Below are 25,249 nucleotides of genomic sequence, written 5' to 3'. Positions count from 1 at the left end.
ATTTTGAAAATTAGATTTAATTTGTTTTTCTAAATTTTGCGTAAAATCGTAATGTTTTGAAACGCAGAGGGTCGCAAAGTAGCGCAGAGGTTTTAAGAATTTGCTCCAAATTTGTTAATTATAGGATTGCTTTTCAGTTCATAAATATTCCAAAATGTTCCTTGTAAAGCCGAGTGTTTTACGCCCTGAATGCGATTTCGCATAGACACCATTGATAAGGAGTTGACTAGATAAATAAACGGCAAATATTCTTGACTCAACATTTGAGTTTCTGCATAAATTTGTTTTCGTTGTGCTTCATTTGCTGCTGCACCTTGAATGTAGAGATTATCAATTTTTTGTTCCCAATCTGCTATCTGCTGTCCAGTAATCGGTATTTGTCCGGCTTGGGGGTGGCGGTTGAAAAAATGCCAGTTTCCTTTAGTAGACCAAATATTTATTGCTTCGTTGGGTTCTACTGTCATTGGGAAACCATCAATAATTTGACAATCCCAATCCAAACGATTTGCTAATTTGTCTACAACCAATCCCACTCCAATCAAATTCAAATCTACCTGAATTCCTATCTGGCTCAAATCGTCTTGAATTAAAGGAGCCATGTTTTGCAACACCTTATTACCAACATTAGCGGTGAGCGTAAACCGAACTCGATTCCCATTGCTATCGAATAACTCACCTTGATTGTTGTATCGAAAACCTGCTTTGAGAAGTAATGCTTTTGCCTTGTCTTGGTTATAGTTGTAGACTGGTAAACCTGCTTGCTGAGAAAGATAGTAAGGACTTTGCACTGCAATAGGTGAATTTTGTAGCGCTCCTACGCCTGCAAATAGGTTGTTGACCATACGCGGGCGATTGATGCTATAAGCAACGGCTTGGCGGAATGCTACTGTATTGAACCAGCGAGATTTAATTGGATTAACTAAAGGCTGACCATTTCTAATTCCTGTATTTAAATTAAACATCATCGCTGTGGTTCCTGTTTGAGAACCACCGTTATAAATTGTGAATTTTCCTCTTTTTTCTTCTCGTTTCAATAATGAAAAATAGTTAGGATTTACATCAATAAAATCAAGTCCTCCAGAACGAAATTGAATTAATGCTGTATCATTATTGCTAACCGTATTTAGAACAATGCGATCGATATATGGCTGAGTATGACTTTGAGTATCTTTACGCCAGTAATAGGGATTTTTGCGAAAAGTTATCCGCTCACTTGGAACGTATGATTCTAATTTGTATGCACCGTTGCTCACAATTTGATTGGGTGGAGTATCTGTTCCCCAGATTGAGAGAAATAGCGGTCTACCTGCGGAGTCTTTTGTGGTGATGCTGGAGCGCAGAATGTGAGCAGGTAAAATTTCTAGTTTTGTTGTGCGAAGAAAGGGAGCAAAAGGTTCTGGAAGGGTAAATTCAACGCGCCAATTATCTAATTTTTTCACTGTAGGAAAAGTGCGAGTTTTGCCTATTTGTAAAAAATCTTTGGCATAAGAAGGAATAGCAGGATTTGTGTAAATATCTTTATAAGTAAACACCACATCATCAGCAGTTAGCGGTTTACCATCTGACCATTTCAGTCCTTTCCTCAGTGTAAAAATAATGCGCTTTTGGTCTTCAGAAGTTTCCCACGATCGCGCTAATGCTGGTTTAATTTCTCCTCGACCATTTTCACGAATCAGTCCTTCATAAAGAAAAGTCAAAATTCCTACTCCCTGCTCCATCAACTGAGGGTTAAAGGTATTGGGTTCGGCAGAACTACTAAGAATGATTTGAGATCCAGCTACTGCTTTATTGATCAAGTTAGTTTGGACGCAACTAACTAGGACAAACGCCAGGATGATAAATCCTAGTAGAACTGGCGTAGCCTGCGGCGGGCTATGCCAACGCCGACGGTGGATAGTAGTAAGTGCGATCGATCTTCGCATAGCTGTACTCTCAGAAACTTCTTGTACCTACCCTACATTGCGCTGTATCCCCCATCCACCATCAAAATTTCCCCCGTCACATAAGAAGCTGCTTCAGACGCAAGAAATATGACTGGACCGATGAGTTCCTCTGGTTTACCGCGTCGCTGCATAGGAATCACAGCACTTAGATGTTGCCGATCTTCCTGTGGCGATCGCCGAAATGTTTCAGTACCTTCCATAATGTTGTCGATATAACCAGGCGCAAAAGCATTAACTCGAATCTGGTGATTTGCCCATTCCAGTGCTAGCGATCGCACTAGTAAATTTACCCCTCCTTTCGATGCTGTATAAGCCGCCGAACCACTGATTCCCACTACACCGCCAATAGAAGAGTTCATGATAATTGAGCCGCCTGTCCCTTGTTCGATCATGTGTTTTGCAGCTAGTTGAGCGCAGTGGAAGTATCCCTTCAAATTGACGTTGATGATGTTATCCCACTCTAATTCTTCTAAGTCAGCCGCCGACTTGATGATGTCAATGCCGGCATTACACACCATGATGTCAAGCCTGTGATAGTGCGCCACAGTTTGCTCAATTAGCTGTAAACAATCTTGGCGATTTCTGACATCGGTGGGAATTGCGATCGCTTCGCCTCCAGCCTCCTGAATTATTTGTGCGGTTTTTTCTGCTTCGGTTGCTTTAATATCAGCAACTACAACCTTTGTGCCTACAGATGCTAATCCTTGAGCTATGGATTTGCCGATACCTCTTGCAGATCCGGTGATAATGGCGACTTTTCCTGTTAGGTCAAAAAGGGAGGGTTTCACGGTTTTTTGTTGGAGTGGTATTTTAAAATGGAATAATACGAACCACAGAGGCGCAAAGCAAAGAGATTGAGAAAGGATTAATTATCGATATTCCGTTGGGTTATTCAGTTACTCATTTTCTCTGTGTCTCTGCGGTTCGTTTTATTAAATTTTGGATAGTTTCTGCCTGCTGCACAATGGTAGATTTTTCAAATAGAGAAATTAAGGTTAGCTCTATTTGCCAAGCTTTCTGTAATTTGTATGTAAGTTGTAGAACTAGTGAAGAATGTCCTCCAAGGTCAAAGAAGTTATCTTGTGTACTAATATGTTCTAACCCTAAAACTTCTTTCCAAATAGCTAATATGGTTTCTTCAATAGAGTTACTGGGTTCAGTAAATTCATTTTGAAAGTTATTCGGTATTGGTAATTTGTTATTTTGAATTGGTAAATTTTCACCTTCATTTAAAAAGGGAAGTTCTCTAAGACGTTGGTCAGGATTAGTAACTAGAAATTCAAGTAAGTTTTGAAAGACTGTTACCATTCGGGCGATAGTAGCAGGTGTAAACAAATCCGTTCTGTAGACTAAAGCGCCTTCAATACCCTCTGTTGTTTCTTGGAGTGTGAGATTTAAATCAAATTCGGCTGTATCTTTGGTATCTGTGGCAATAAATTCCTCCTTTAAAGTCAAATTTGCTAGTTTTAAATCATCTTCTGGAGTGTTTTGGAAAACAAACATCACCTGCGCTAGTAGTGTGTGACTAGAGTCTCTCATCGGTTGCACTTGTTCTACTAGTTTGATGAAGGGCATCTCTTGATGTGCATACACTCCTAAAGACACTTCTCGCACTCGCCGCAATAGTTCGCGGAAGCTGGGATTGCCTTCTAAGTTGGTGCAGAATGGCAGTAAATGGACAAAGAAACCAATCAGTCCTTCTGTTTCGGGACGGGTACGATTGGCAACTGTACTACTCACAATGATGTCTGGTTGTCCTGTGTAGCAGAAAAGTAATGTTTTGAGTGCTGCTAACAAGGTCATAAATAAGGTTACGCCTTCCTGCTGACTCAAGGTTTTGAGTGCTTTGGTTAAATCTGGAGAAATTACCAAAGGTTGACGCGCACCTGTGAAGGTTCGCACGGCTGGGCGTGGATAATCGGTTGGTAGTTTCAAGACTGGAGGATGAACACCTAGATGTTGTTTCCAGAATTGCATTTGTGATTCTAAGGTTTGCCCCTGCAATAATTGTCTTTGCCAATGAGCAAAGTCTGCATATTGAATGGGTAGCTCGGTCAGGGGGGAGGGTTTACCTTGAGAAAAAGCTTCGTAAAGGGTTGCCATTTCTTGGGTTAACACACTAAAAGACCAACCATCAGCAACAATATGGTGTGTAGTGACAACAAGCAAATGCTCGGTTTCACTCAAACGCCAAAGCTTACTCCGCAATAACGGCCCCCGCGCCAAATCGAAAGGCTGCTTAATCTCTTTCTCAGCTTGTCGTTTCGCTTCCGATATGTTTTGTACGTCTATGACCACAAAATCAAATACAGGTTCGGGGGAAATTGCATACACCACTTGTCCGTTTTCCACCTTAAAGGTAGTTCGCAACGTTTCGTGTCGTCGGACAATTTCTCTTAAACTTTCTTCTAACGCTTTCACATCCAGCGAACCTGTGACGCGATAGACTAGCGGCAGATTGTAAACAGGATTACCAGGATAGAATTGCTCGAAAAACCAAAACTCTAGCTGAGTTAAGGAGATTGGCACTATTGCATCCGGTAAACGCACAGGTTTAAATGGGATGATTTCTGGCGAAAGTTTTTGTTGACTAGCTGTCTCAACTGTTCTAGCTAAAGTTGCGATCGCTGGAGATTCAAATAAACTTCGCAGAGATAATTCTACCTTAAATGCTTTACGTGTCAGAGAGATAACCTGAGTAGCAAGTAATGAATGTCCTCCTAAATTAAAGAAGTTGTCGTAAATTCCAACTTGTTCTAACCCCAAAACATCCCTCCAAATACCCGCCAAAATTTCTTCGGTGGGAGTTCGGGGTGCAACAAAAGTTTGAGCTAATTCCGGTCTGCTGGTCGTCGGTTCGCTCAAAGCGCGACGGTTAACTTTACCGTTGGGGGTCAAGGGGAAGGACTCCATCTGCACAAAAGCTGATGGAATCATGTAGTCTGGCAACTGATCTTGGAGAAAAGTACGCAACTGTTCGAGGGTGAGAGTCTGTCCTTGAATTGGTACAAAGTAAGCGACTAAATATTTTTCTCTAGCACTTTGCCCAAACACCTTAGCCACTGCTTGGTTGATTTGGGGATGTTTGCTCAAAACCGCTTCAATTTCGCCAAGTTCAACCCGAAAACCCCGGACTTTTACTAAATCGTCTATCCTTCCTAAAAATTCGATGTTGCCATCTGGTAAATATTTAGCTAAGTCGCCAGTTTTGTATAGCCTCCTGCCTCCTGCCTTCTCAAACGGATTTGGGACAAATTTTTGGTTTGTCAAATCTGGGCGGTTAAGGTAGCCACGAGCCAAACCATCACCACTGACGTAGAGTTCCCCAGGAACGCCAATCGGCACGGGTTGGAGATTGCGGTCTAATAGATAAACTTGCACGTTGACCGCAGGCTTACCAATTGGTGGATAAATTGGCCACTCTTGTGGGTTTTCGCTAAAAGTATAAGCTGTAACTAAATCTGCTTCTGTGGGCCCGTATAAATTATAGAGTCTACAATTCTCCAGACGCTGAAACAGCTTAATCATTGGTTGAGTAATCTGGAGTTGTTCGCCACAGGCGATCGCTTCTCTAATGTTCTTAAATAAATGTTCTTCCTGTCCGTATATTTCTGCTAATTGTTGCCATAAGGTGACGGGAAGGAACACTTTGGCGATTGGTTCAAATGCAAGTAACTGAATTAATTTATCTAAATCCTTGCGATCGCTTTCAGGAATCATATACAGTGTGCCACCCAAACCCCATGCCGCAAACATTTCGTGATAGCTGACATCAAAACTCAGGGAGGCAAACTGAAGCACACCCACACCTGTTGTCATCTTCGCTTGATGGTGTTTTATTAAATTGGTTAGCGAGCGATGGGGGACAAGAGTACCTTTAGGAGTTCCTGTAGACCCAGAAGTATAAATTATGTACGCTAAATTATCTGCTTCTGTATCTGTCTGAAGATTGATATCAGATTCTTTGGCGATCTCATCCCATCCCTCATCTAACAAAATCATTTGGGGACTGGGGACTGGGGACTGGGGACTGGGTAACGGATCAGAATCCCTCACCAAATTTTCCTGCTCCCTAGTCCCTAATCCCCAATCCCCAATGCCTTTTAAGCTAGCTTGGGTTAAGACAACGCTTGCACCAGTATCCGCCAGCATAAATGCTAAACGCTCTGGGGGATAGGTAGGGTCAAGGGGAACACAAGCGCCCCCAGCTTTCAGGATTGCTAATATAGCAACTGCTGCGTCTAGAGAGCGTTCCAGACAAATGCCCACAGGTACATCTGGCTTGACACCCAAACGTTGCAGATGTTGCGCTAGTTGATTAGCGCGTTGATTTAACTGTTGGTAGGTCAGTTGTTGATTGTCATACACCACCGCCACAGATTCGGGTGTTTTTTCAACTTGCTGTTCAAATAATTGATGGATGCAATAATTGATGGGTTGGGCTGCTTGGGTAGCGTTCCACTGTACTAGCAGTAAATCTTGCTCTGCTGGTGTGAGTAGCGGTAATTCGGCTGCACTGCGATGAGAATTAGTAACAATTCCCTGCAACAGCGTGAGCAAATGACCAATCATCCGGTCAATTGTATCTGCGTCAAAGCGATCGCGATCGTAGTTGATTTTGATTACCAGTTCATCGCTGGGAATTGCCACCACCGTTAAGGGATAATTCGTTTCTCCGAGGGCTTGGCGATCGGCTATTTTTAAATTCCCTGGAAGTGCTTGCAAGGTTAAGTTGACAGGATAGTTCTCAAATACAACAATGCTTTCAAACAAAGGTTGATTCCTCGGAATCTCACTCACGCCTTGAATATCTACCAGTGAGGTGTAGGAATACTGCTCCCGTTCGATATGTTCTTGTTGCAATTGCACTAACCAAGGCAATAAATCAGTTGTTTCAGGGATTTTTACCCGTACAGGTAGGGTATTAATAAATAACCCCACCATCGACTCTACACCAGATAAATTATGAGGACGACCAGACACTGTGGCCCCAAACACCACATCAGACTCACCACTGTAGCGACTAAGTAACAACGCCCAAGCTGCCTGTATCAAAGTAGAAAGGGTAAGATGATGTTGTTGGGCAAAAGATTTTAAATTAGCAGTTGCCTCGGCTGATAAATGTTGGTGTCGAATATAACTGGTTTGCTGGTGAGCAATCTGCCCTACAGCTTGTTCCACAACCAAAGGGGTAGGAGTAGTAAAACCATCAAGAGTTCGCCGCCAAAATTCCTCTGCACTAGATAAGTCTTGCTGCTGCAACCAATTAATATAATCTCGGTAAGAACGAGTTGGAGCTAAATATAATGGTTGATTATTGGTAATGGACTCGTAAAAAGCAAAGATTTCTTTAAAGAGAATCGGCCAACTCCAACCATCAAGCAATATATGATGAAAGCTCCAGACAAAATGATAAGTCTCGTCTGCTAACCGAAATAAAACAAACCGCATCAAGGGAGCTTTGTCAAGTTCAAAACTTTGCTCTCTATCTATGTTTAAGAAAGAAATAATTTGTGTTTGCTGTTCCTCAGTTGATAGTAAACGTAAGTCTTTGTTAATCCAAGTTAAATTAACCTGTTTACGCACTACTTGGACTGGCTGTTTGCGGTTCTTCCAAACAAAAAGAGTTCGTAAAGCTGCGTGTCTCTGTACCACTTGTTGCCAAGCTTGCTCAAACGCACTCTTGTTTAAATCGCCACGAAGAGTAAAGCGAAACTGCTCAAAGTATATTCTTGATTCTGGCTGATAGAGAGTATGAAATAGCATCCCCTGCTGCATTGGCGAAAGGGGATAGATGGCTTCGATATCTTTTGTTTTATTTTGATTTTGTATAGCTACCATTGTTATACTTTTTAGAAAATATATATTTTTAATTAACCGCAGAGAGCGCAGAGAGAGAAATGCAATTAAATTACTTAAAAAGCTGCTGTAGATAACCCGCCATCGACTGGAATAGTTACACCAGTGATATAACTGGCGCATTCTGAACTGAGAAAAGCAACTAAATTAGCAACTTCATTAGAAAGACCACGACGACCTATAGGAATTGTATTATCTATACCTTGTGCGATCGCCTCAATATTTCGGTCTTCTTTTTGGGCAAATACTTCTAGATATTCTCTATGTCTCGGTGTATCAATAATGCCAGGGTTGACAGAGTTAACTAATACATTCCACTTTGCAGCTTGCGTAGCTACAGACTTGGTAAAGTTGATTAATGCTGCATTCGCTACTCCTGATTTGATTAAACGAGGGGAAGGTTCTTTTCCTGACGTGCCAATAATATTGATAATTCGTCCCCATCTCTGATTTTTCATAGTAGGTAAAACCAGATTTGTCATGCGAATATAACCCATTAGCTTGCCTTCAAAAACACTTACCCAATCTTCATCAGATAGGTTTTCTACAGCAACGCTAGAAAACTTAGCTCCATCAGAATTATTTACCAAGATATCAATTTTACCAAACTGATTGAGAACCGACTGGACTAATTTTTCAGAATCAATTGCTTTGTGAACATCAGCACAGCAGGTGATAATTTTTCCTGGAGAATTAACCAAATTTTGATAGGCTTGTTCTAATCGTTCGGCATTTCTCCCACAAATTATTAAATTACAGCCTTCTGATGCTAGTTTTTGAGATATAGCATAACCAATACCAGCACTAGCTCCTGTCACTAAAGCTACTTTCCCTGATAGTCCTAAATCCATGATCGATAGTCCTCTAGGTTGCAGTTAGCGATCGCGCAGTTATTTCACTAAAATCAGCTTCTTTGTAAGATAAACGAGAGCGAGGCGGAATCAAAATTTTAATCAAAGATACTGCTTCATTAGAGGAATTATATCCTCCACAAAACATATCAACTGGAGCATAATAAATACTACCATATTCTAGTCGCTGCTGTTCATCTTCCACAGACATCATCAACTGTCCATTCAGGATTATTCCCATTTGTTCGCTAGAAGATTGTTCCATTGGGATGATTCCTCCAGGGGGAACTTCAGTAATTACAATCTCAAACCAAGAAGCAACAACAGATTGGCATAAAAAGCCAGTAACTTCATCTTTTTTAGGCGATACCTTGAGAAACACTTCGTCAGTTTTTTCTGATGGTAAAGAAGTTACGATCCGTTTTACATCGAATACTATTGCTGTTTCTGGAAAAATATTTACAGAACCGTGAGGAACATAAGCATTGGCAATATAAGCTTGTTGTAGTGGTTCGATAATTTCTTTGGTTCCGTTGACGTTCATTTCTAAACGACCAGAAATTATCATCCCCATCTGACTTTCTAGATGTTCGTGTAGGGCAAAATTAGCTCCAGGAGCAAGATACACTAGTTGAACAAGTGTGTCTTGACATTCATAAGCTATTAATTCTACATCTGAACCAAGTTTTGTAATTTTGGGAGTTGGGAAAAATTTAGACATGACTTTCTGCTAATTTTTTGTAAAAAATTGACCAACTCATAGGGATTTTTCCATAAGTGGAAATAAACTCCAAATCATAAGCGTCAACAGCATTTTTATTAGTAATAGCTAGAGTAGCTAAACCCTGTTGTACTTGAATTGCTGCATCGCTAGTAGAAGGAGACAAATCAACCTGAATTTCTGATTGGTCTTGGGAGTCTGGTAAAAGTCTTGACAACAAAGGTAAAGGCGCAGGATGAGTAACAAGTCTAGCTCCTTTAAAAACTACCTCTGTATTTTTCTTCTTAGCTAATCCATAAACTGGAGTCGGATAGATAAAAATGAAGCCTAAATCAAAACTTGGCTCCATATAAAACTCATTAATCATTTGGTAAGCATGAGGAACCAGAGCTAGATCAATCTTGTCTTGCAATAAAGCTTCTTTGACCTCTGGAAAACCATCAAATAACTGAATTTCTCCAGTTAATTCTTCTGACTCTAATTGTTTGATTATATAGCTAGAAGCATAGTCACTACTAGTACCGCTAGGCCCCAATGTACCGATAATCAAATTTTTTGTATGAGGAATAGGAGGTCGAAATTCAATCGAAAACTTTAGCATCGTTTTAATCAAGGTCGTATAGTAGAAAAAATCAAGTTAAAATTACTAATTTTTAAACATTTTCTGTACCAAATATTAATTTTCGATCTATATATTGAGACTTACTCTGACTCAAAATCAATGCAGTTAGTACCAAAGCCGTACCAATCAAACCGCGTACTCCAAACTTCTCACCGAGTAGCCAAAAGGAAAAAACGGACGTGAGTACCGGGTCGAGGGTACACAATAGCGCCGCCTCGGAAGCTGAAATCCATTGTTGACCTATTGTTTCTAACCAGGTAGTACCAGCAGTCCCTATCAGACCGAGGTAAAGAATAACACCATAGTTATTGCTCAGAGTCTCAAATTGCCCGACGCTTAAATCCGGCACTGCCCAAATGGTACTTAACACTGCTACAATCCACAGTTGGATGGCAGTCAAGGATAGGGTTGAGTGGCGTTGTGCCGTTTGCTGAAGTACCAGCATATAAACCCCGTAAATGAAGGTGTCGCCAAACAACAGCAAGTCACCCATGCCTAAAGAGCCATTTTCCCAGCACATAATGCCGATGCCTGTGAGGGCAACTCCGGCGGCGAGTACAGTTTTAAGTAGCAAGGGCTGACCTAATAACGCCCCCAGCAAAGGTACAATGATCGCATTGAGGCTGAAAATGAATCCTCCCCGGTTGGCATTGGCAGTTTCTAGCCCGATCGCTTGGAAGGCGAAGCAGGCGAAAAGTAGAAGTCCTAAAACTATGCCATCGCGTAATATTTGAACGTTTAAAGAGCGTAAGTATGGGGTAAATATTGCGGCTGCAACTGTAAAACGGCTGGCGGTGAGTACAGCTGGTGAAAAGCTAGTGACTGCATCTTTAGTCAGTGGGAAGGTTGTTGCCCATATTAGACTGACGATCGCGATCGCAATTATGCCCCGAACGTGGAGGGCATTTTGCGTGGATTGATTGCAGTCATTTAGTTTCATTTTATATATGCTACTCATTTCATTTAGACACGTTGCAATGCCCCAGAACTTCTGAGTTCTGCTAAGGTGGCATTGCCAGTACAAAATAAAGCTGTTTCGAGTTCAGCAATCAGAACTTCGACCAACTCATCAACGGCGGCTTCCGATTTGACGGCTGCTTCTAAAAAAGGTCGGGCTAAACCTGCTAAATCGGCTCCTAAAGCGATCGCTTTGGCTATATCCAATCCATTGATTAACCCGCCGGAAGCAATCAAGGGAATTGTCGGCGCGTTCCCCCGGATAGAATTTATGCACTCGGCGGTTGGTAAACCCCAATCTGCAAAAGTTTGTCCCAAACGGCGCTGCTTGTTGTCTTTTGCGCGTTGGCTTTCCACTTTTGCCCAGGAAGTTCCACCTGCGCCAGCGACATCAATGGCTGTCACTCCCGCATCAATTAACTTTTGTGCGATCGCCGCAGAAATTCCATTTCCCACTTCTTTGACAACAACCGGAACAGGTAGTTGCTGACAAAGTTGGGCAATTTTATCCAACAGCCCCCGAAAATTTGTATCTCCTTTTGATTGCACACATTCTTGCAGGGGGTTAAGATGCAAAATTAGTGCATCTGCTTCCAGAGAATCTACAAGCCGCAAGCAATCATCAAGTCCACATCCGTAATTGAGTTGCACAGCCCCTAAGTTCGCTAACAACAAAATGTCAGGAGCAAAAGAGCGCACGGCAAAGGTAGAAGCTAAATGAGGTTGTTCAATCACAATTCGTTGCGAACCAACTCCCATTGCTAATCGGTAGCGTTGAGCAACAATTGCTAAACGAGTATTGACTAGCTGCGCCAATTCAGTTCCTCCTGTCATGGAAGAAATTAGTAGGGGAGCGCCGAGATTTTTACCCAGGAAGGTTGTTTGTAGATTGATATCGCTGCGGTTGATTTCAGGAAGACAATCATGAATAAAGCGATAGCACTCAAATCCACTAGTTACCTGCTGAAACTGGACATCTTCTTCTAAGCAGACACGTAGGTGGTCGGCTTTGCGAGTCTCAATTTCAGTTACAGCATTGACTGATGGGATAGTGGTAGTCATAATGGTTTCCGTTGACGACGGGTTATTGGTAGCTTGGTGTAAATAGCCTCCTGAAACTTAGCAACATCAAATTCGGCAATACTAAATACTCCTGTTTTATCGAACAGCCGCGAGGAAACGCTGTCTTGACAGATGTAGTTAACGCGAATATCCTCATGTAACGATTCCAAAAGCAGTTGAATGTTCGCTAGCCGCGCCTCTTCAATGACTTTAGTGTGAGGATCGTTTGGGTCAAGAACATGACCATAACTGCGAACGTGAAAACGGCACTCTCTTGGCCCGGCGGGAACTAAGGAAAAAGTTTGGACGTGTTCGGGAAATACGCTCAAAGAAAAAGGCATTGGGATTTCTTCTTGCGCTGACATTGAGCAGAAAGCTGAGTAACACAGCGTTTCGGGCAGAGAATCGTTTTCAGCAGCAAAATCTTGTAATTCCTGTTCACGCTCCCAAGAATGTCGAGCGATCGCTTTAGCACAATCATAATATTGTCGCTCGATTGGGGTTAATCCGGGTGAAGCCGGATCGCGCATCGGAATAATCATGCCGTTAATGCCTTCACAATCACTCGACACTCCAAACCGACGGGTTAAACCTTTGTGCATCATGGGAAAGTGATAATCTTCTAAAAAGTTTTCCCACAACAGTTTGTAATCCACCTCAACATTAATGTCATACCGACCGACTCCACCAATGGGTTGCATATCTTGGAGTTGGTAGGGTTCTAATAACCCAGGTAGATACCAACTATCGGCTAATCTTGAGCCTTCCCAACTAAAGCGAATGAAAATAAATCCATAAAAAATGTCAATATCGATGGGTTCTAAACCGTAATTAGGTAAACCAAATTTTGGATAGCTTCCCCGTTGTGTGACATCCTGAAGTTTGCCAGCGAACAATTCACCGCTTGCAGTACGAATGACGTAGGCTCTTTCACCGACAATATCCAGCCAAGTGAAGTTACCCAGTTGCGGAACTTCGTTGATATGGCAAACAAATTGCCAAGTTGGTTTAATTAAATGCTCAACTTCGAGAGCAAACAATGCTGCATCGCCATAAATCCAGATTGGCAATGCTTGCCTTCTTTCAGATGATTCGGGATATTCTATGTCATCAGCATCAATTTTGGAATACTCAATAGACTTTCCAATGATTTGCTGTTGATCGTCATTGCTGTAAACTCGTTGCAGCACTTCATCCAGTTCTGGGGTTGACCCATCACTATCAACAGTCAGGATAAGGTGTTTGAGTTCCCCAATCAATGACTCTAATATTAATTGGTGGCGATCGCTTCTTCCTTCTGAGGTAATCTCTGCAATTAGCTGTTTTATATTCTCTTCTAAATAACCAATTCTTAACCAGAGGCGGATTTGTTCTGGAAGTGTAGCGGTTTCCCCATCTGCATAGCCTGGACTCACAGAATTAAGCAGATTTATAATTTCTACCCCGATATTTTGATGGCTTTCAGGTTGTGATTCTTGCTTGAGATGACTATTTTCTGAAAGCTTGGCAAAAATCCCCTGATTTTCATCAATTTTGACCTCAAACTCCTGCAAACTGTAGTTTCTCAAATCAAAATCAGCACCAAACTCTCCTCTATTTGCCCCTGGTGCATTCTTGCAATGACCATCTGTACCATAAGCCCATCCATGATAAGGACAAAGAGCCGATTTATCTACATTTACACAACCGTGACCTTCAAAGACTGGTGCTTGGCGATGAGTGCAGACATTGAGGAAAACGCGAATCCTTCCGTCTGCTTGGCGTACAGCCACTAACGGTTCCTGAAAAACCTGAACAGTAGTAAAATCTCCAGGCTTGGGAATTTCTGCCGCGCCACAAATAAAATACCAGTTTTTCTCTAGTTCCGATGGTTCAACAAAGATTGAACGAATAATTTTAGCGGCAAAGTAATTATAAACAGTTTTAATATTAACTTCTGACTGATTTTGTTGGTTATATTTAGCAACTCCATTTACTAAATCTTTATAAATGTTTTCAATAGTAGGATTACCTTTTGCTGATAATAAATTGGTGATAAAACTATTCCATGCTAGCTCATTATTTTTAGCAAAACTAGTCCCTGTAGCAACAAGGGAATATTGTTGTTGTCCAACTTCAACAAAAAGTTTACACAGTTCCTTTTCTTTCACTAAAGTCATTTCATTTTTTCCTACTCAATCATCATATTCGCGAGTAATTGTTATGGAATTGTGGCAACAATAGGGAATTGGTGTACCCTAACTCTTCTAATTTAGTCAAAATTTTATTTGCGCTTTGGGAAATACTTTCTTCATTAGTTTTGCATTCAATATCAGGTTCAAGAGGTATTTCATATAAATCATCAATTCCAGTGAAATTTTTGATTTCGCCAGCCCTGGCTTTTTTATATAGACCTTTGACATCTCGCTGTTCGCAAACTTCTAATGGTGCATTAACGTATACTTCAATAAAATCTCCAATCCGTTCTTTGACTTCTTCCCGAATTGCTCGATATGGCGAGATCGCCGAAACCAATACAATCACATTATTTCTAGTTAGCAGTTGAGCTACAAAACCAATTCGCCGAATATTTTCGTCTCGATCCTCCTTGCTGAAAGTTAACCCCTTACTTAAGTTTTGGCGAACTACATCGCCGTCTAGTACTTCAATCTTATATCCTGTGCGTCGCAATTCTGTTTCCAAAAATTGGCAAATGGTGGTTTTGCCAGCACCACTCAAACCAGTTAACCATATTGTTACACCACGCTGTTTTTCCACCATTCTACCCTGACATTTTACTAAACTGCTGACCTAAAAAAGTATATTTTTTGAGTTTTAATCTTCCTTTTTCAAAACAGTATACATCAATAATAAGCTCATCTCTTTAGCAAGCGTCCTGAAGAAACTGCTAATAACTAATAGTATAGATAAATTAATAATTAGCAATTAACTATTAGCCATTAGCAATAGTTAATGTTAATTTTCCAGAATCGGCTCAGGGATTACTGGTACTGGATGGTCGAGACGATAAGCATTCCAAGGTTTGAGAAAAGAATCTCGCTTCATGCCAGAAAATCGCCCTAACTGTTTATGAAATAGACTTTCATAAAAGTCTAACTCTTTCTTTAAGAAATAAGGCGCTTTTTCTCCATAAACTTTCACAAACATTCTGTAGGTATTATAATGTTTAGCTGCTACATCATCTGAATAAAACATCAGATCATCTTCAATATCATTTAAAACTTCTAGAGGCCACATCAGTTTTAATTCTTCACTCAACTCATCTTCTTGGTAATTTAGACCTAACATTTTGAGCAAAGTACAATGTAAAACTCGATAGTCAGAAGAACGTAATTCTGCCGCCTTTTTAATCATTGCATGAGTAACATGAGAGCTAGCTAATAGCTTAGTCTCTAAGTCAAAATATTCTCCCAGCTTTTGCATATATGATTCAACCTTGCAATGCTTGAGATTATGCTCTTCTAAAACAGCCAAGATCATTTCTTGCTTGGAATGCCAAGGAGAATGTTGGAGCTTTTCATAGCCTTCACTTTGAATTTTTTCAACTTCATCATCAGTTTGATAAACCAGAGCTTCAATAAATCCTAAAACTGGATAAAATCGAAAAAAATCATTCATTGAGAGATTATAAATGGGAAAATAATAAAGTACAAATTCTCTCAATACTCTGCTAGACCGACGCATACTCTGATAAGAAATGCAGGAGATTTTGGAAGCAAGCTTATTAACTAAAACTCCTGAATCACGCGCGGTTGTGAGTGTAGCTTTCGAGATTGTCATAAATAATGAATATGGTTGGTGTGGAAAAATTAAAACAAAGAACAAAGTAAGGGCACGTCTTCTCTTAATAGAGATAAGTTGTCAATAACTTCATTCAATTTCTGCTAGCAGTTCGTCCAACGCTTCTTGGCTTAAACCAACTTCTGGGAAATCTGAAGGGGTATAACCTCCTGCTTCTGGGGATAAGCAGTGGTCAATAATAGCTTCTAAGACTTTCATATAGTTGTTAGCCAAATTTTCTACAGTAGCCTGGTGATGGAAAGCTTCGCTATATTTCCACTCCATCTGCAATCTACCTTCAATGACTAATCCATTCACATTCAACAAATGGCGGCGCTGTCCTTTGGAACTGTGAATAGAACCGCTAGACTCTTGGGCATATTTCCAACCAAGGGGTGCTAGATGCGTTTGGTCGAATTGACCCAAGTAGTTGAAGCTCACTTGAGCTTGAGGGAGTAGCTCAAGTTGCTTGCTTATGTCTGGGTTAAGATACCGCAGAATGCCATAGCCAATACCTCGGTTGGGGATGCGTCGCAGTTGCTCTTTGACCGACTTGAGAGCCTCTCCAGGATGGTGAAGGCTTCCGAGTTTTAAGCAAACGGGGAATAAACTGGTAAACCAGCCTACTGTACGGGATAAGTCTATATCCTCAAATAAGTCCTCCCGTCCGTGACCTTCTAATTCAATCAGTAGGGAGTCATAGCCTGTCCATCCAGCAAAACTTTGCACTAGTGCAGTCAAGAGTACATCGTTAATCTGAGTGTTGTAGGCTCCAGGAACATCCTGTAAAAGGGTGCAAGTCTGTTCTACACTCAGGGATATAGAGACAATCTGACTTGAACCGACAGTGTTTGCTGAGGCAACAGCAGGATAATCTAACGGTAAAGGAGCAACTGCGAATAACCTTGAGTGCAGCCAGTAATCTAGCTCTGAGTGCAGTCCTTGAGCGCCTGCATAATCCTGCAATCGGATTGCCCAATCTTTGAAGGAAGTTGTTTTTGCAGGGAGTTTGATGTTGTTCCCACTATCTAACTGTTTGTATGCCTCAGCTAAATCTTCTAGCAAAATCCGCCAGGAAATCCCATCTACAGCCAAGTGATGGATGACGATGAGCAACCGTCCAGGGGAAGATTTGCCTAAGTTAAATAGTACAACCCGCAGCAACGGCCCACCTGTTAAATTTAGCGATCGCTGTATTTCATCTGCCTTTAACTCAATTGCCTTTGATTGTTCTGCTTGAGAAAGGTTGGATAAATCAGCAATTGCTAAAGATACTGCATCGCACACATCACTGTTGTACTGTTGCCATCGCGCTGCTTGCTGCACAAACCGCAGCCGTAAAGCATCGTGATGGTACAGTAACTTTTGTAATGCCTCCTCTAGTAATTCCGGTTGGATATTTGGCGGAACTTCTAGCAGAACAGATTGGTTAAAGTGATGGGGTTCGGGTAAATTTCGCTCAAAGAACCAATGCTGAATCGGTGTTAAGGGAACAATGCCCTTAACTAAGCCCTGTTCTGCCTCCTTAGAGGTAGTTGTCACAGCTACAGCAGCTAACTCAGCAATAGTTTGGTGCTGAAATAGCTGTTTTGGAGTTAGTTTTAATCCAGCAAGATTTGCTTTGGCGATAATTTGGATTCCAATAATGGAATCGCCACCCAATTCAAAAAAGTTGTCGTGAATACAAACTTGTTTTAATCGTAAAACATCTTGCCAAATTTTTACCAAGATTTTTTCGGCATGGGTGCGGGGAGAGACAAAGCCAGTCGAGTTATCAAACTCAAATGGTACTGGTAAAGCACGGCGGTCTACTTTGCCATTGGGTGTAATCGGAAAAGCTTCTAGAACTGTGAAAGATGCAGGCATCATATAGTCGGGAAGCTTTTCCTTGAGGAACGATCGCAACTCGCTACTGCTAGGCTGTTTTCCTTCTGAAACAACGTAAGCTGCCAAACTCTTAATACCAGGCTTATCTTCCCTAGCAATCACAATGGCATCTCCTACCTGGGGATGTTGAGTTAAAACAACCTCAATTTCTGCAAGTTCAATTCGGAAGCCACGTATTTTTATTTGGTTGTCAATACGACCAATAAACTCAATATTTCCATCAGGTAAGTAACGAGCTAAGTCTCCTGTTCTGTACAACTTTTTGCTAGAAGTTAATTGTGCTTCAGCAATGGGATTTGAGATAAACTTTTCCTCAGTTAAATCTGGGCGATTGAGATAACCTCTGGCTAAACCATCACCTCCAATACATAGTTCACCAGGAACGCCAATCGGTACAGGTTGGAGATGACGATCCAGAATATAGATTTGCGTATTAGCAATTGGTTTCCCAATTGGCAAGTTTGTTGCACGTTCTGGTACTTCCTGCACTAAGTACCAGGAAGAGAAAGTAGTATTTTCTGTTGGGCCATAAACGTGCAGCAGTCGCTTTGGAGGCTGATTTTGCAATAATGTTCTTACCCAGTTTGGCTCAACCGCTTCTCCACCAAATAGAACGGTTTCTAGAGTTTTAAAGATTCCTGGTACTTGACTTACCAACTGATTGAATAAAGCTGTTGTGACGAACAAAAAGTCAATCTGCTGGTCTTGCAGTTCTGTAGCAAGTTGCGGCGGCGAAAGCAGGACTTCTTTAGTAATACCTACTAGCCTAGCTCCATTAAGTAAAGCTCCCCAAATTTCAAAGGTAGCAGCATCGAAAGCTGCATTCGAGGCTTGAGCAACTCGGTGATTAGCTGTTAACTTCACGTAGTTAGTGTTACAAACTAACCGATTCACAGCTTGATGAGTAACAGTTATGCCTTTAGGCTTTCCTGTAGAACCAGAGGTATAAATTACATAAGCTAGGTTATGATTCAATGCCTTGCTGGTGGGATTTTCATGGCTATATTTGCTAATTAAATCATCCCAATCAGTATCTAAATATACTACTTTAGCGTTAGTTTTCGGCATCTGTGCTGATAACTGTTCTTGAGTCAGTAGTATTGATACCTGAGAATCATTCAGCATATAAACCAAGCGTTCTTCAGGATAGCTGGAGTCTAAAGGAACATAAGCACCACCCACTTTGAGTATTGCCAGCATTCCGATAATCATCTGTGGGGAGCGCTCGACGCAAATTCCCACTAATATTTCTGTTCCGACTCCCAAGCTTTGCAGATAATGCGCTAATTGATTGGCGCGAGCGTTCAACTCTTGGTATGTCAGCGACTCGTCCTCATACACCACAGCGATCGCATCTGGTGTTTGTTCTACCTGTTCCTCAAACACTTGATGGATACATTTAGTATCGGGATATGGTCTATAAGTATCATTCCATTCCACTAGCAATTGATGACGTTCACGCTCAGTTAGCAATGGCAATGTACCTACTGATGCTTGAGGATTCGCCACAATTCCTGCTAATAATGTCTGGAAATGAGCAGTCATCCGGGCGATTCTATCTTCATCAAATAAATCGGTGTTGTATTGCCAAAACCCTTCTAAAGAGTTTCCTTCGTCTGTGTTTGTTTCCCACATTTGTAATGTGAGGTCAAACTTCGCGTTGACGTTATCTAGATGTAGAGGAGCGATCGCTAATTCAGGCGTTTCTAATTGCTCCATTGAAGCATTCTGCAATGCAAACATCACCTGAAATAGGGGACTATGGCTGAGACTACGCTCTATTTGCAAAGCTTCGACAATTTGTTCAAAGGGTACGTCTTGGTTAGCGTAAGCATCCATGCAAGTAGAACGTACTTGCGTTAGTAGTTTTGAGAAACTCGGATTATCTTCTAGTCGAGTTCGCATCACCAAGGTATTGACAAAAAAGCCAATTAACCCTTCTATGTCTTGATGGTTGCGGCTAGCGATCGGTGTTCCTAGCAGAATATCTTGCTGACCACTGTAACGGAATAGTAGAGTAGCGTAAGCTGCCATCAAAGTCATAAACAGGGTGGTTCCTGACTTGTGGCTGAGTTCTTTTAGCGATGCCGTCAGTTTTGCATCTAGCTGGAAGGAAAAACACCATCCTCGGAAAGTTTGCACGGAAGGACGGGCCCTATCAGTAGGTAGTTCCAAAAGAGGTGGTGCGTCTGCTAATTGTCGCGTCCAGTAATTGATTGAAGTTTCTAGTGCTTTCCCTTGCAACCATTGGCGTTGCCAAATCGTAAAATCTGCGTATTGAATCGGTAGTTGTGGGAGGGGAGAAGGTTTGCCAACCAAGAAACCTTGATACAAACTCGACAATTCTTTGATGAATACTCCCATTGACCAACCATCACCAATGATGTGGTGCATGGTCAATAACAAAGCATAAGACTCTGACTTGAGTTGTACTAGGGTGACTCGCAGCAACAGTCCTTTAGTGAGGTCAAAGGGTTGTAATTGATCTTGGGTTGCTAAAAGTTGCAATTGTTCTGACTGTTCTTGTCCTGACAATTGTTGCAAGTTTACAACCAAGAGTTTCATCGTTGCCTGGGGAGCAATTACTTGTACAGGTGTTCCTTCCACCGCGCTAAAAGTGGTGCGTAGAATTTCGTGGCGGCGGATAATTTCGTTGAGGCTGCGTTCTAAAACTTCTATATCTATACGCCCGTTAAGACGAACAGCTTTAAACATATTGTAGAAAGGACTGTCCGGCTCTAATTGCGCTAAAACCCATAGGCGCTGTTGGGCGAAAGAAAGCGGGAATGTTTGAGATTCTGTTTGATTTCCCCGACGAACTTTCGCAATAGCACGGTTATTTCTTTGATATCCCAAAGACTCTGCTACTTGCCAAGTCGCATCGCCTAAAAAGTCGCTGGTGTAATACTGCTTCCAACTATCTGCGGTGCTAGCATTAATGCCCTGATGTTCGTGAAATTTCACATCCCCCACCATTCTAGATTGGGTATAGATCCCATCGGTCATGCGCTGCTTTTTCTCTTTGTATGGTTGCAGCATATCAGGATGGAATTCCACCCCTAAAAATTGACATAAGCCCTCAACACTTGTCTGTGGCTGGCTAACTATGTCTTCAAATTTGACTTGATACTGGCGTTCTTGGGGAACTTGTTGCAAGAATTCGAGAATATTTTGATGGCTAATTAACCAAACGAGTTCAGCGAGTTCTCGTCTATTGAAGGGATGTTGATATGGAAATGTTTGCTCTACTCTAGCTTCTTCATAAGAGCGCATCGTTGCATAAGGATGACGCACAAGGTGTATGTAGAGTGGGTTTTGGAAGTTTATTTCCGCTCGTTTGAGGGTTTCTAAATCTATGGAGTAGGAGGGGGTTTTATCTACCAAGATTTTATCGCCCAGCCATTGCTGTATAAGTTGGTAGAACTGCTTTGTGGTGATATTTTTCGCTTCTAATTCTTCCATAAGTGCGATCGCCTCTTCTGGACTACACCCACGGATTTGCATAATTGTCCGAATTGTCCCTTCCGCCCAAAAGCTGTAACGTCCAGAGAATGCTGCTTTTCGTTCCCCAAGTGTGTTGAACGTCAGCAGTTCCAATTCTGGAGGCGCGAACAATTGGGGATTTCCCCCCAGGATGACGCGGAGTAAGGTAGAACCACTGCGATGAGGCGAGAGGATAAAGATAGCTGGCGGGTTTTTGATTGCGTCGTCATCTATTGGGGGAGCAATGGAGGGAATCAACGATCGCATTTGCAAAACTTTAGCTTCATCGATGCGCTCTTGTGGTGACTCATTAATTGCAGTTATTTCCTTACCCAGGAGTTTTGCTGCTGTTTGTGGGTAGTGTTCTTCTATGTAAGCTGCTAGTTTAGCAACTGTCTTGGTATCAAATAGAACAACAAAATGAATAATCTCATTTAGTTGTGCTTGCAGTTTATTAATCAGAATCGCTCCCCGAATCGAATCGCCACCTAGTTCAAAGAAGTTATCATCAATACCCACTCTGTCTAGTTTGAGGGCTTCTGCGAATAAATGTGCGATCGCCTTCTCTATAGGAGTGCGAGGAGCAACAAATTCTATATCTAACTGAGGACGTTGGCGCTGTTGTCGGGATGCAATCTCTTTGAGGATGAGTTCGGGACTGTAAAGATTCCGAGCAATGCGCTCAAAGAAGTCTGCAAAGGAGGCTATTTTTACCGAGCTATCAGATCCAGATTTTGCTTCTTGCTCTAACTTGTTATCTACTGTATCAACATCGGATATTAGTACTTTATTGGATTTGGACGAGGCTACTTTTACTAGACTCTCATCAGCTTCTTTAACTACGGTATCTACATCGGATATAAGTAATAAATTGCTTTCGGATGCGGTTTGAGATGGAAACTCGAATAACCAACCACCATCTTTCTCCTGCTGAAATTTTCTACCAACACTAACCAGAAAATTCCAAGCTGGTTGATTCTTCTCCGTAGGTGTATAGAAAAGCTCGACTCGTTCTAATCCTCTTTCTTGAGCAAGATTTCCCAAATAGGCAAGCATTTTATGCTCCACACCCCGACCAAGCACCCGACAACTAAGCAAAAATGTGTCTACAGATAGTGCATTTTCTTGAGATTCAAACAAGAGCAGACCGACTAAGCCATAATCTCCAAAGCGGTCTTTTACCTTGACCACCCGACACTCTAACCTTCCTAAATTACAAAGTTGTTGAATTTCAACCTCAGACCGTCGGATTGTTGTGAGGTTAAACTGATTGGTACGTTGGGTAAGTTGAGCAACCCGCGAAAGTTGCTCGTTTTGCATTGGCGAAATCTCAATTTCTAAGTTCAGTTGGGCTAAGAAATCAGTAAAGGAAAGAGAATCCTGTTGCAAACGCTGGCGTTGGACATTCTGTTGATAGAGATTAGTTCTTTGTTGGTCTTCTTGAGTAGTTTGGAGTTGGTCGAAAGCCCAAATATGCTGTAAAAATTGCGGAATACGTACAGCCGAAGGCTGATAGCTTTGCGTCTCGCACTCTTGAGGAAGTTGTAATGTCAAGACTTCTGGACAGTTTGCTCTAACTTCAGCACACTCAACTGGATTGTCATCAATGAAGATGAAGCTATCTAAACTCAGTTGCAGTTCGTCAGCTAAAGCTTTCAAATTCTCCGATTTCGATTGCCAGTTAATGCGCCAATTGACGAGATGATGGCGCTTAAGCACCATATCTTGATGCTGGTCAAAAACTGCGAATACATCCTCTTCTTGATTCTTACTACACAAACAAATCAACTTTCCTGCTGCTTGCTGTGCGACGATAAATTCTTGTAGCCTTCGAAATTGTGGATCAATTTTTACTCCAGAAACTCCATCCTCCCCACAAACACCACTCCATAGGGTGTAGTCGCAGTCAAGAGCAATCACCTTGTAAGGAGAGCTTTTCAAAGCAAAGATTTTCCGCGCCAGCATTGTCCCCAATGCACAGAAAAAGGTCGGCGTGTAAGGAATATGTCCTAGTTCGTCACCATAAGGGTCATAGTACTCTTTTACTGGGTAAGTACTGGTCAATTCTTGACTTTTTATCAGATACATACCACTAACATCTTTGAGATCATCTGCTAACAGTTCCTGCATTCTCTCATGTAAAGTGTTATCTGCTGCATCTTTTGTTAGAGAGGGAGGACATATACAGACCAAGTAAGGAATTCGCGATCGCGTCGTTGCAGTTTTCAAAGCACTGCCAAAATCCTTAACAGTTTGCTCTATTTGAGCTAAGTCTTTTCCGAATTGCTGCGATCCTGGGTTGTGGTTCTGGTTGAGGCGAGTAGCATAAATATTAAAGAGTCCTGAACCGTGCAACAGAGACTCTTCATCTACAACAAATTTAAAGCCTTTGTCTTCAAGCAAACGCATGACCTGTTTAAGCGTACTGCCTTCTTGGTCATGTACTTCCATGACTATCTGTTTAATCAGTGGCCAGTGATTGTCTTGAATACCTTGGAGAATTGCTAACTCGCTTTTTTCAGCATCTAGTTTCAGCAAATCAATCTTTTCAATCTTGTATTCTTCGATAATTTCTGATAGAGTTCGCAGTTGAGCCTGATAAGTTTCTCGCTCTAGTCTATCCTTGAGAAATTGATCAGCTAGGCGTTCTAACGACTCTTCATCTAGAGAATTATCGCGTTGCAGCATATTAATAATGACTGAGCGAATAGCCTTTTCATCTTGCTCTGTATCAGCTGCAAAACTTGAAAAAACTGAGGAGCGAGGGTAAAAAGTAAAGGTTTCTTCTCTGGACTCGCCACCTAATCCGCAGTTAAAAAGATGGGTATTTTGACAGTAAAGCTTTGCATTAGTCTGTAGCTTGTCAAAGGCATGGGGTGCAGGTTCAAAAGCATAAATAGTCCCTTTTGGGGATTTTTGCTGGGCAAATAAGGTAAATAGACCAATATTTGCTCCGACATCGATTATACAGTCGTCTTCATTGAAGACAATTCCATGCTTTAAATAGACGCGATCGCCAAAAATTTCTTGATACAGATACTCGGTTTCGTACTGGTTAAGGTGAGCTATTTCTAAGTGATTTGGTAAGTTGTGGCGTAAGCGATCGCCAAAAATTTGTTCTTTTAGATAATCGTCAACTCTTAATTGCAGACGATTCTTGGTTCCTTCCCAATCCTCAAACCTAACCAAAACTACATTGACTCCATTTTGATTGTTAGTCAGAAGGCTGGCTGGATTGAGAAGTTCTTGAAATACCTGATTGTAAGGAGCAAACTCTATTAAATAACTAATTCCTATCTCTTGAAACCAATATGATAACAAATCCTCAATTGGTTCACTTGTAAACGTCGCCGTAATAACAATTTTCTTTTCAGGTATATGTTTTAATAAATTTTGTCGAGCCATAAAACTGATTCTCAGTAATTACTTCTACATTAAAAGAAATTATTTGATAACAAAAGCAGGTTAATCAGTCTTAAAACAAGGAATTAAAAAATCGATTTATGCTTTTAGCCAGATCGTAAAGCATCGATTTAACATGACCACAATTCATTTTTTTAATACCAAAAAGTTTTCAAGCACTGTACTGATATTTAGTTAAAAACTATACATTTATAGGTAGAGTTAAATATCTTTAGTAGAATTGGAGATTACAAGTTTTATTAACTTTTTTTGCAGTTATTGATAAACAGATCATCCCAGTTTTTTAAATAAAACGCAATACCAGTTAAGACACTTAAGAAGACATTCAATAAAACAGTTAAGAAAGTTAAGAAAGTTAAGAAAGTTAAGTAGATATAGCTATAGTCATGAACATGAAGATGAGGTAGACTTGTTGCTGCGTTTGGCCTCAAACCGATGTGTTTGGGAGGGTACACCCAGTGCTTATAAGGGAATGGCACTAAGAAAAGCTCTAAGCCATACAGTATAAGCGCTACAGATTTTAAAGCTATTAAACATTGTCGGAACGGGGCAGGCGATTATTCTTGATGAAGTATTGCGATCGCTAATGAAGTTTGTTCCTGGTTACGCCAGGAGCGTAGTTGAGATGCCTGTGGCAGTAAACTATGCTATGCCTAACTCT

The 25,249-nt window shown here is 41.3% G+C and carries 12 protein-coding genes; all 12 read right to left on the bottom strand.

Annotated features, from left to right (window positions below):
- Positions 1-92 precede the first annotated feature (92 nt).
- Positions 93-1,922 carry an ABC transporter substrate-binding protein gene (locus V7K45_RS03330; RefSeq protein WP_335000357.1) on the bottom strand — a complete coding sequence of 610 codons (1,830 nt, stop codon included), beginning with the start codon at positions 1,920-1,922 and terminating at the stop codon, positions 93-95.
- Between the two features lie 32 nt (positions 1,923-1,954).
- Positions 1,955-2,731, bottom strand: a complete 777-nt coding sequence (locus V7K45_RS03325) for an SDR family NAD(P)-dependent oxidoreductase (RefSeq protein ID WP_335000355.1) — start codon at positions 2,729-2,731, stop codon at positions 1,955-1,957.
- Between the two features lie 112 nt (positions 2,732-2,843).
- Positions 2,844-7,784 (bottom strand): amino acid adenylation domain-containing protein, encoded by a 4,941-nt coding sequence (locus V7K45_RS03320; protein WP_335000353.1) that lies wholly within the window; start codon positions 7,782-7,784, stop codon positions 2,844-2,846.
- Between the two features lie 74 nt (positions 7,785-7,858).
- The gene (locus V7K45_RS03315) at positions 7,859-8,653 is read right to left on the bottom strand and encodes an SDR family oxidoreductase (RefSeq protein ID WP_335000351.1); all 795 of its coding nucleotides are present in this window, start codon (positions 8,651-8,653) and stop codon (positions 7,859-7,861) included.
- Between the two features lie 13 nt (positions 8,654-8,666).
- A complete protein-coding gene (locus V7K45_RS03310) occupies positions 8,667-9,374 on the bottom strand; it encodes a cupin domain-containing protein (RefSeq protein WP_335000349.1) in 708 nt (235 codons plus the stop codon).
- The gene (locus tag V7K45_RS03305; protein WP_335000347.1) at positions 9,367-9,975 is read right to left on the bottom strand and encodes a LysR family transcriptional regulator; all 609 of its coding nucleotides are present in this window, start codon (positions 9,973-9,975) and stop codon (positions 9,367-9,369) included. The genes V7K45_RS03310 and V7K45_RS03305 overlap by 8 nt, the downstream gene beginning before the upstream one ends.
- A gap of 52 nt (positions 9,976-10,027) precedes the next feature.
- Positions 10,028-10,936, bottom strand: a complete 909-nt coding sequence (locus tag V7K45_RS03300; RefSeq protein ID WP_335000345.1) for a DMT family transporter — start codon at positions 10,934-10,936, stop codon at positions 10,028-10,030.
- 23 nt (positions 10,937-10,959) lie between these two features.
- Positions 10,960-12,015, bottom strand: coding sequence for a type 2 isopentenyl-diphosphate Delta-isomerase (gene fni, locus V7K45_RS03295; protein ID WP_335000343.1), 1,056 nt, complete (start codon positions 12,013-12,015; stop codon positions 10,960-10,962).
- Positions 12,012-14,174: a Rieske 2Fe-2S domain-containing protein gene (locus V7K45_RS03290; RefSeq protein ID WP_335000341.1), complete on the bottom strand. Its 2,163-nt coding sequence runs from the start codon at positions 14,172-14,174 to the stop codon at positions 12,012-12,014. The genes fni and V7K45_RS03290 overlap by 4 nt, the downstream gene beginning before the upstream one ends.
- Positions 14,175-14,196: 22 nt before the next feature.
- Positions 14,197-14,775, bottom strand: a complete 579-nt coding sequence (gene cysC, locus V7K45_RS03285; RefSeq protein ID WP_335000339.1) for an adenylyl-sulfate kinase — start codon at positions 14,773-14,775, stop codon at positions 14,197-14,199.
- 195 nt (positions 14,776-14,970) lie between these two features.
- Complete coding sequence (locus tag V7K45_RS03280) at positions 14,971-15,633, bottom strand: hypothetical protein (protein ID WP_335000337.1); 663 nt, start codon at positions 15,631-15,633, stop codon at positions 14,971-14,973.
- A gap of 252 nt (positions 15,634-15,885) precedes the next feature.
- The gene (locus tag V7K45_RS03275) at positions 15,886-24,570 is read right to left on the bottom strand and encodes an amino acid adenylation domain-containing protein (protein WP_335000335.1); all 8,685 of its coding nucleotides are present in this window, start codon (positions 24,568-24,570) and stop codon (positions 15,886-15,888) included.
- Positions 24,571-25,249 lie beyond the last annotated feature (679 nt).

Source organism: Nostoc sp. (assembly GCF_036917375.1).
Lineage (GTDB): Bacteria > Cyanobacteriota > Cyanobacteriia > Cyanobacteriales > Nostocaceae > Nostoc.
The sequence above is the reverse complement of the archived record's forward strand: the minus strand, read 5'-3'. Positions and strand labels throughout refer to the sequence as shown.